We start from the raw sequence: 6,610 nt of genomic DNA, 5'->3' as shown, positions 1-6,610 counted from the left end.
CTCAACAGAAGTCGACACCGCCGGCCCTGCTCCGGGCGGGAATTCCGGTCACGGTCCGTGGTGGGCTTCCACTACGCTACAGCCGCGCGCAGGGGGGACCTGGCGCCGCCGCGGTCGAGCCGTGGCCGTTCGACTTCCAGGAAGACAGAGATGCGCATATCCAGGACTGCCCCACGTCGCATTCTGAGCGCCGGGATCGCGGTTGCCGCCCTCGGCGCCGGGACGCTCGTCCTCGGCGGGGCGGCCCGGGCGAACTCGCAGCCCGTGACGTTCCAGCTCAAAAACATCGTGATCCTCCCGGGCGAGTCCGACCGCGCGCTGTCTCCCGACGGGGTCTACGGACGCGCGGACGGCACCTGGGTCTACGCGGTGAGTTCGAAGCCGCTGACCGACGCCGGCGCCTCGCTCGGGCTTCCGGACGGGGTGAGCGTCAAGGTGGGTGTCCCCGGGCCGAGTTCGAGCTGCGCGGCGGCGACGGAGACGGCCGGCGTGTACACCTGCGACGTCGTTTCTTCGTCCAGCCCGTTCGCCTCGCCGGTGATCGGCGCGTCCGACGCGGCGCACGACGGGACCGTCGCCTACTACGGCGCGGTCTTCGTGCCGAGGGGCGGGAACGTCGCGGACGCCGTGACCAGGGTGAAGACGGTGGGCAGCAGCCCGGCCAACGGCCCGACGAGTGAGCAGACCGCGAAGGTCACCGTGGAGACGTCCGACCACGTGGCCAGGAACACGGTTCGGCTGACCACCCCGGACCTGGCGGCCGGCAAGTCCGTCACCCAGCAGGTGACGGTCCACGCGGTCGACCCGGGCAAGCTCCATCTCCTCTTCAACAGCGCTGCAGGCCAGCCGAGTTGGCCGACCTTCCCGACGCCGGTCGGGGTGAAGGTCACCGACTCGACGGCGACCCCCGCGGGTTCCTGCAACCACGTGACGAGTGACCTCAACTCGCCGACCACGATCGTCTGGTGCGACCTTCCGGCCGGCGACAGCACCATCTCCTACACCCTGGCCGCCCAGCCGGAGATGGCGAGCTGGAAGGTGGACGTCCGGGCCGAGTACCAGGTCCTCACCTGGGGCGCCGGCAACCCGGTCGCCAACAGCACCTTCGCCCTCCAGGGCACCGCCCCGGAACCGTCCGGCTCCCCGACCGCCTCCCCCACCGCTTCGCCGACGCAGACGCCCACCGACCCGGCGACCACCCCGGCCCCCGTCGGGACCACGTCGCAGCCCTCGGCCCCGACCCCGACCCCGACCGGCTCCCCGGCCGGCACGGCCGCCCCGGTCGTCCCCCACCCCGGCAACACCGGCAACACCGGCGGCACCCTGGCCAGCACCGGCACGGACGACCTGGCCCCGGCAGTCGGCGGCGGCCTCGCCCTGATCGCCGGCGGCGCCCTCGCCCTGGTGGCCCTCCACCGCCGCCGGGCCTCGCACCGCTGACCCGGGCGTCGACGGCAGTGCCCGGCCGCCCTCCAGCGGCCCCGCACTGCCGTCGCCCTCGGTACCGGACTGTCCCCCGGTCCGCCTGGCGGTCCGGACCCGGCCGGAGGCGGGCGCCGGCGGGGATCGTTCATCCGCGTTTTCCGGGAGGCCATGGCGAGGATGCCGGGGGTTGGCTCGGCGCTGGGACGCTCACGGGCACATCCAGCCATGCTCGCAGGGAGTGTCATGCGATTCCGAGTCCCGTCCGCGGTACCGCTGTTGGCGGTCGGTGCGGCCCTGGCCACTGTTGTCACGACGGCGCCGAGCGCGCTGGCCGCGCCCGGGGCGCCGGGGCAGCGCCCGTCGTTCTGCGGGCACGACAACCGGCACACGCCGTTCGCCGGGTACCTGTGCGCCAAGCCCGGGGAACTGCTGGACGTGCGGATCGGGGACGTCCACCCGACCCAGCCGTCGCTCGGCTACGACGAGGTGTACTACAAGCTCGGCCGGTACACGCTCGGCAAGGACGCGATCAACAAGAAGTTCAGCGACTGGTGCGAGGCGGACGGCCGGATCGAGGCGGTCGCCGTGCAGCCGAACGCCCGGCTGGACGACCCGTCCTCGTTCACCTGCACGCTGCCGGTCGGCGCGGAGACCGCCGACAGCGAGGCCGCGATGAAGACGGTGGTGATCGGTCCCGGCGGCGAGCCGTTCCTGACGGACGGTCACCACACCCTGACCTCGTTCTACGAGACCCCGGACGGCGGCGCGGACCTGCACGTGCGGCTGCGGGTGCTGGCCAACCTGAGCGCGCTGACCCAGAAGGATTTCTGGGCGCAGATGCAGGCCAACAAGTGGGTGTACCTGAGCGACCCGCAGGGCAACCCGGTGAAGATCAACAAGCTGCCGACCTCGGTCGGGCTGGCCAACTTCCAGGACGACACGTACCGCAGCCTGCTCTACTTCGGCCGCGACATCGGCTACACCCAGAACTCGGTGCCGTTCCAGGAGTTCTACTGGGGCAGCTGGATCCGGGACACCGCGCCGGTCGACCTGTCCGGGTGGAACCGCTCGGACCTGACCAGCTACCTGGCCGCCGTCAAGGGCACCACCCAGACGATGGTCGCGCTGCCGAAGAACACCGTGATCGGCAGCGGCTTCACCGCCTCCGACCTGGGCGCGCTGGACCAGTGGAACGCCGGGAAGGCCGCCAACAAGGGCGAGTTCGACAAGCTGAGCAAGCCGTACTCGGACGCCAAGCCGGGCAAGCTGGCGTACGCGCTGGAGTACAAGAAGGTCAACGGCCTGGGCTGAGGCCGACGTCGAGGGGGCCGGCGGAGATCCGCCGGCCCCCTCGACGCGTCCGAAGGGTCAGGAACCGAGCAGGGTCGCCGCCGGGGCCGGATCGGCGGCGGCGCCGCTCACGGCCTTGGAGACCTGATCGGCCGTCAGCGCCTTCTTCCAGACCTGGACCCCGGCGATCGAGCCCTTCCAGGCGTCCGACCACTGCCCCTTGTAGCGGGCCCGGCCGAGCTCCAACGGGCCGGTGCCGGCCACGATCGACGGGGCGGTGGTGGTCTGCGCGAGAGTGCCGTCCACGTACAGCGAGATGCTCTTGGCCTTGGCGTTGTACACGCCGGTCAGGGTGGTCCAGCGGCCGGTGGCGGCGGCCGCGCCGGACACCGCCATCGCGCTCTTGCCGGCCTCGTTGGCGGTCTGCACCTTGAAGACCCAGCGGTTCTTGTTGCTCCCGGAGTCCTCGCGGCCCAGGTAGAAGGAGAAGAACTGGTCGCCGTTCTGCGACAGCGCGGCCTTCGACGCGCTGGCGGCGTCGTTGCTGACCACCGCGGAGACGGTGAAGTCCTTCGTGGTGTCCACGGACGCGTCGGCGGCCTCGGCGTAGCCGTCGCCGCTACCGGTCAGCTGCAGCGCCTTGCCGTCGCGGCCGTCGGCGGCACCCACCTTCGCGGCGCTGCCGAGCTTCAGCCCGGGCACCGAGGCGCCGGCCTCCGCACCGGAGCCGCCCAGACCGGTCTGGCCGGTCTGACCCGCGGAGGCCTTCGGGGACGGGTCGCCACCCGCCTTCGGGGCGGCGGCGGCCGCGGCGGCCTTGGGCGTTGACGGGTCGTCGGCGCGGTCCTGCACCATCACCGCGACGGCGACCATCCCGGCGACCGTCACCAGGCCGGTGGCCAGCGCGGTGATGCCGAGAGTCCGCTTGCGACGGGCCTCCCGCTCGTCCGCGTCCGCCATCGCCCGCCAGTACGCCGCGTCTGATCCCCCGACCACCGGCTCTCGGGTCGCGCCCGCACTGCCCGCCGTCCGCCTGCCCGCCACGTTCTCCCCGATCCGTCCGCTTGCTCGTCGGCGGAACTCTAGGCGGCCCCGTTCGAACACGCGAACCGGAACGCCGGGCGGCCCTCCGCCCCGAACACCGGAATCGGCGTCGGGGCGGAGGGAGTTGATCCGGGATCGGTCAGCCGCGGTGGCCGGCGGCCCGGCGACGGGCGGCGAACGTCACGGCACCGGCGCCGAGCAGCACCAGGGCGGTGCCGCCGATCAGCATCGGGGTGCTGCTGGAGCCGCCGCCGGTGGAGGCGAGGTTCCCGGTGCCGACCGGGACGGCGGTCGGGCTCGGGGTGGTGCTGCCGGTCAGGGCGGCCGGGACGACGACCGGGGCCGTGGTGTTCCGGGCGGTCGGGGTCTGCGCCGGGGTGCTCGGCGTCGAGGGGGTCGCGGCCGGGGTGGTCGGCGCCTTGGTGGTGGCGGTGGGCGCCGGGGTGGTCGGGGCGCCCGGGTGGACGATCGGCAGGGTGAAGTGCGGGTGCTCCTGCACGTGGTTCTGGTAGGGCTGCTGGACACCGACCCGGACGTCGACCTGCTTCTGCGCCGCGGTGGAGTGCGAGGTGACCGAGAGCCGGAACCGGAACCGGGTGGCCCGGCCGGGCGCCAGGTCGGTGTCGAGGAAGGAGTAGTCGCCGCGCAACGTCGGGTCGCAGCCGGGCTTCAGCGCGATGGTCTTCCAGGCGCCCTGGTGCACGACCTCCAGGACCAGGTCGGCCGCGTGCAGGGTGCCGTCCAGGTCACCGGACTCGTTGAAGAAGGTGGGGAGCGGGTGGATTCCCTTGAGGGTCTCCGTGCCGCCGTTGTAGACCTCGACGCCGAACTCGACCGGGGCGCCGCCCGCGGTGATCGCGTCGGCGTCCTGGTCGAACACCCCGACGCTCGGCTTCGGCTCCGCCGCCGGGGCGGGCGAGGAGGCCGGGACCGAGGCCGACGTGGAGGCGGAGACAGCGGGGGCCGGCTGGTCGTCGCCGCAGGCCCAGGCGCTGGTGGCCCCGCCGAGGACGGGGACGGTGGCGCCGAGGACGGCGGTGGCGGCGAGAACGGCGAGGCGGGTGCGGCGGCGAACGGACATCGGAGGTTCCCCCCAGGAACTGATGACGGTGAGTGGTGGTACGGCGGTGTGCCCCTGATCGTTTCCGCTGGCCGGGCGAGCGCCGTAAGAGAATCCTGTCGAACGGATGTCCTGCCCGGATCAGCGATTCGTCATCGAACGGCAACAGCCGTTCGGATCCGCAACACCGGTGCGCTCCGGCGGCTTTGACGCCGCGGCGCCCGGCCGGGGAGAGCCCGGGCGCCCGGACGGCACTTACCCTGCAGAGATACGGGGAGGGGGTATCGTGGCGAGGGTGGAGCGGACCGGACTGGCGACGGACCCCGCCGGGCGGACGGCTGCCCGGTGGACGGTGCTGTGCGCCCTGCTGCTCGGGCTGTTCCTGATGCACGGCAGCCCGGCGAGCGCCGCCGGGTGCCACCGGACGGCGGAGACCGCGGTGTCGGCCCACCACGCCGGGGCGCACACCATGCAGGGGAGCGCCCGGGAGGCCGTCCGTGCGCCGGGCGCGCACGAGGGGTCGGCCGTCGACTGCGTCTCCACCCAGGCCCGCGACCACCTGCCGCCGGCCGGCCCGACCGCCGGCGTGCCGTGGCCCCACCCGCAGCCGTCCGCGACCGGACCGCTGCCCACGGGCGGCGCCGAGAGCGGCCGAGCGCCGCCGGACGGCGGGCGGGAGCTGCTGATCCGGGTCTGCGTCGCCCGCAGGTGAGGGCGCCACCCGGCCGTCCCCGTCGGGGGCCGCCGGGCGCCGCGTCCTGTCCGCGACCGCGCACCGCCGGTGCGCGCAGCACCTGGAGCGAACTCCGATGACCCGCACCACCACGACCACCCGCCGCACCCTGCTCACCGCCGCGGCCGCCGCCGCGCTCGCGCTGACCCTGGCCGCCTGCGGCAGCGACGCGATGTCCGGCATGGACCACGGCGCCGCGCCGTCCGCCGCCGGGCACGACATGCCCGGGATGAGCCACGGCCCCGACGGCATGGCGGGCATGAGCCACGGCCCGGCCGGCATGGCCGGCAGCAGCGACGGGCTGGCCGCCGAGCAGGGCGGCTACCGGCTGGACGGCGCCCTCGCCGGCGCCGAGTACCGGTTCACCGTGACCGGCCCGGACGGCAAGGTGCTGACCTCGTACCAGCCCGAGCAGACCAAGGAGATGCACTTCTACGCGATCCGCTCCGACCTGTCCGGCTTCCAGCACCTGCACCCGGTGCGGTCCGCCGACGGCACCTGGACGGCCTCCCTGGCCGCCCTGCAGCCCGGTGAGTGGCGGATGTACGCCTCGTTCGTCCCCGGCGCGGGCAGCGGCCGGGGCACCGGGCTGGTGCTCAGCCGCACCGCCACGGTGCCCGGGCAGGCCACCCCGGTGCCGCTGCCGGCCGCCGCCACGACCGGCACCGTCGACGGGTACACCGTGACGGTGGCCGGTGCGCCGAAGGCAGGCGCGGCCGGGGAGTTGACCGTCACCGTCAGCAAGGACGGGCAGCCGGTCACCGACCTGGAGCCCTACCTGGAGACGTACGCGCACCTGACCGCCTTCCACGCCGGCGACCAGGCGTTCGCGCACCTCCACCCGGAGACCCCGGTCACCACCGGCGGCGGCGGGCCGACCCTGTCCTTCCACGCCGAACTGCCGAAGGCCGGCGACTGGCGGCTGTTCCTGCAGTTCCAGACCGGCGGCGCCCTGCACACCGCGGCGCTCACCCTGAACGTCGCCGCCTGATCACGGCGGACCCGCCCCTCCCGGGCGGGTCCGCTTCTCGCACGAGTGCGCGAAGATGGACGGATGA

Annotated in this window: 6 protein-coding genes; 4 read left to right on the top strand and 2 right to left on the bottom strand. The window is 73.9% G+C overall.

The window, feature by feature from the left end:
* Positions 1-150: 150 nt before the first annotated feature.
* Positions 151-1,440: a hypothetical protein gene (locus IEZ12_RS14440; protein ID WP_189272398.1), complete on the top strand. Its 1,290-nt coding sequence runs from the start codon at positions 151-153 to the stop codon at positions 1,438-1,440.
* A 228-nt stretch (positions 1,441-1,668) separates the two neighbouring features.
* The gene (locus IEZ12_RS14435; RefSeq protein WP_229847532.1) at positions 1,669-2,736 is read left to right on the top strand and encodes a ParB/Srx family N-terminal domain-containing protein; all 1,068 of its coding nucleotides are present in this window, start codon (positions 1,669-1,671) and stop codon (positions 2,734-2,736) included.
* Between the two features lie 57 nt (positions 2,737-2,793).
* Here IEZ12_RS14435 and IEZ12_RS14430 read toward each other — a convergent pair whose 3' ends face one another.
* Together IEZ12_RS14430 and IEZ12_RS14425 are read right to left on the bottom strand one after the other, a co-directional pair.
* Positions 2,794-3,711 carry a LamG domain-containing protein gene (locus IEZ12_RS14430; protein WP_189272396.1) on the bottom strand — a complete coding sequence of 306 codons (918 nt, stop codon included), beginning with the start codon at positions 3,709-3,711 and terminating at the stop codon, positions 2,794-2,796.
* Between the two features lie 187 nt (positions 3,712-3,898).
* Positions 3,899-4,840: a hypothetical protein gene (locus tag IEZ12_RS14425; protein WP_189272395.1), complete on the bottom strand. Its 942-nt coding sequence runs from the start codon at positions 4,838-4,840 to the stop codon at positions 3,899-3,901.
* A gap of 274 nt (positions 4,841-5,114) precedes the next feature.
* Here IEZ12_RS14425 and IEZ12_RS14420 point away from each other — a divergent pair, with 274 nt between their 5' ends.
* Positions 5,115-5,531 (top strand): DUF6153 family protein, encoded by a 417-nt coding sequence (locus IEZ12_RS14420; RefSeq protein WP_189272394.1) that lies wholly within the window; start codon positions 5,115-5,117, stop codon positions 5,529-5,531.
* A 97-nt stretch (positions 5,532-5,628) separates the two neighbouring features.
* On the top strand, positions 5,629-6,543 hold the full coding sequence (locus IEZ12_RS14415) for a DUF8832 domain-containing protein (protein ID WP_189272393.1): 915 nt from the start codon (positions 5,629-5,631) through the stop codon (positions 6,541-6,543).
* Positions 6,544-6,610: the final 67 nt, after the last annotated feature.

The sequence above is a fragment of the Kitasatospora griseola genome (assembly GCF_014648555.1).
Classification (GTDB): domain Bacteria; phylum Actinomycetota; class Actinomycetes; order Streptomycetales; family Streptomycetaceae; genus Kitasatospora; species Kitasatospora griseola.
This window is presented reverse-complemented; position numbering and strand designations above follow the sequence as displayed.

What these genes read in the sequence shown, in the direction of transcription:
- IEZ12_RS14440 (WP_189272398.1), top strand. Translation starts at nt 151, where the DNA reads ATGCGCATATCCAGGACTGCCCCACGTCGCATTCTGAGCGCCGGGATC.
- IEZ12_RS14435 (WP_229847532.1), top strand. Translation starts at nt 1,669, where the DNA reads ATGCGATTCCGAGTCCCGTCCGCGGTACCGCTGTTGGCGGTCGGTGCG.
- IEZ12_RS14425 (WP_189272395.1), bottom strand. Translation starts at nt 4,840, where the DNA reads ATGTCCGTTCGCCGCCGCACCCGCCTCGCCGTTCTCGCCGCCACCGCC.
- IEZ12_RS14415 (WP_189272393.1), top strand. Translation starts at nt 5,629, where the DNA reads ATGACCCGCACCACCACGACCACCCGCCGCACCCTGCTCACCGCCGCG.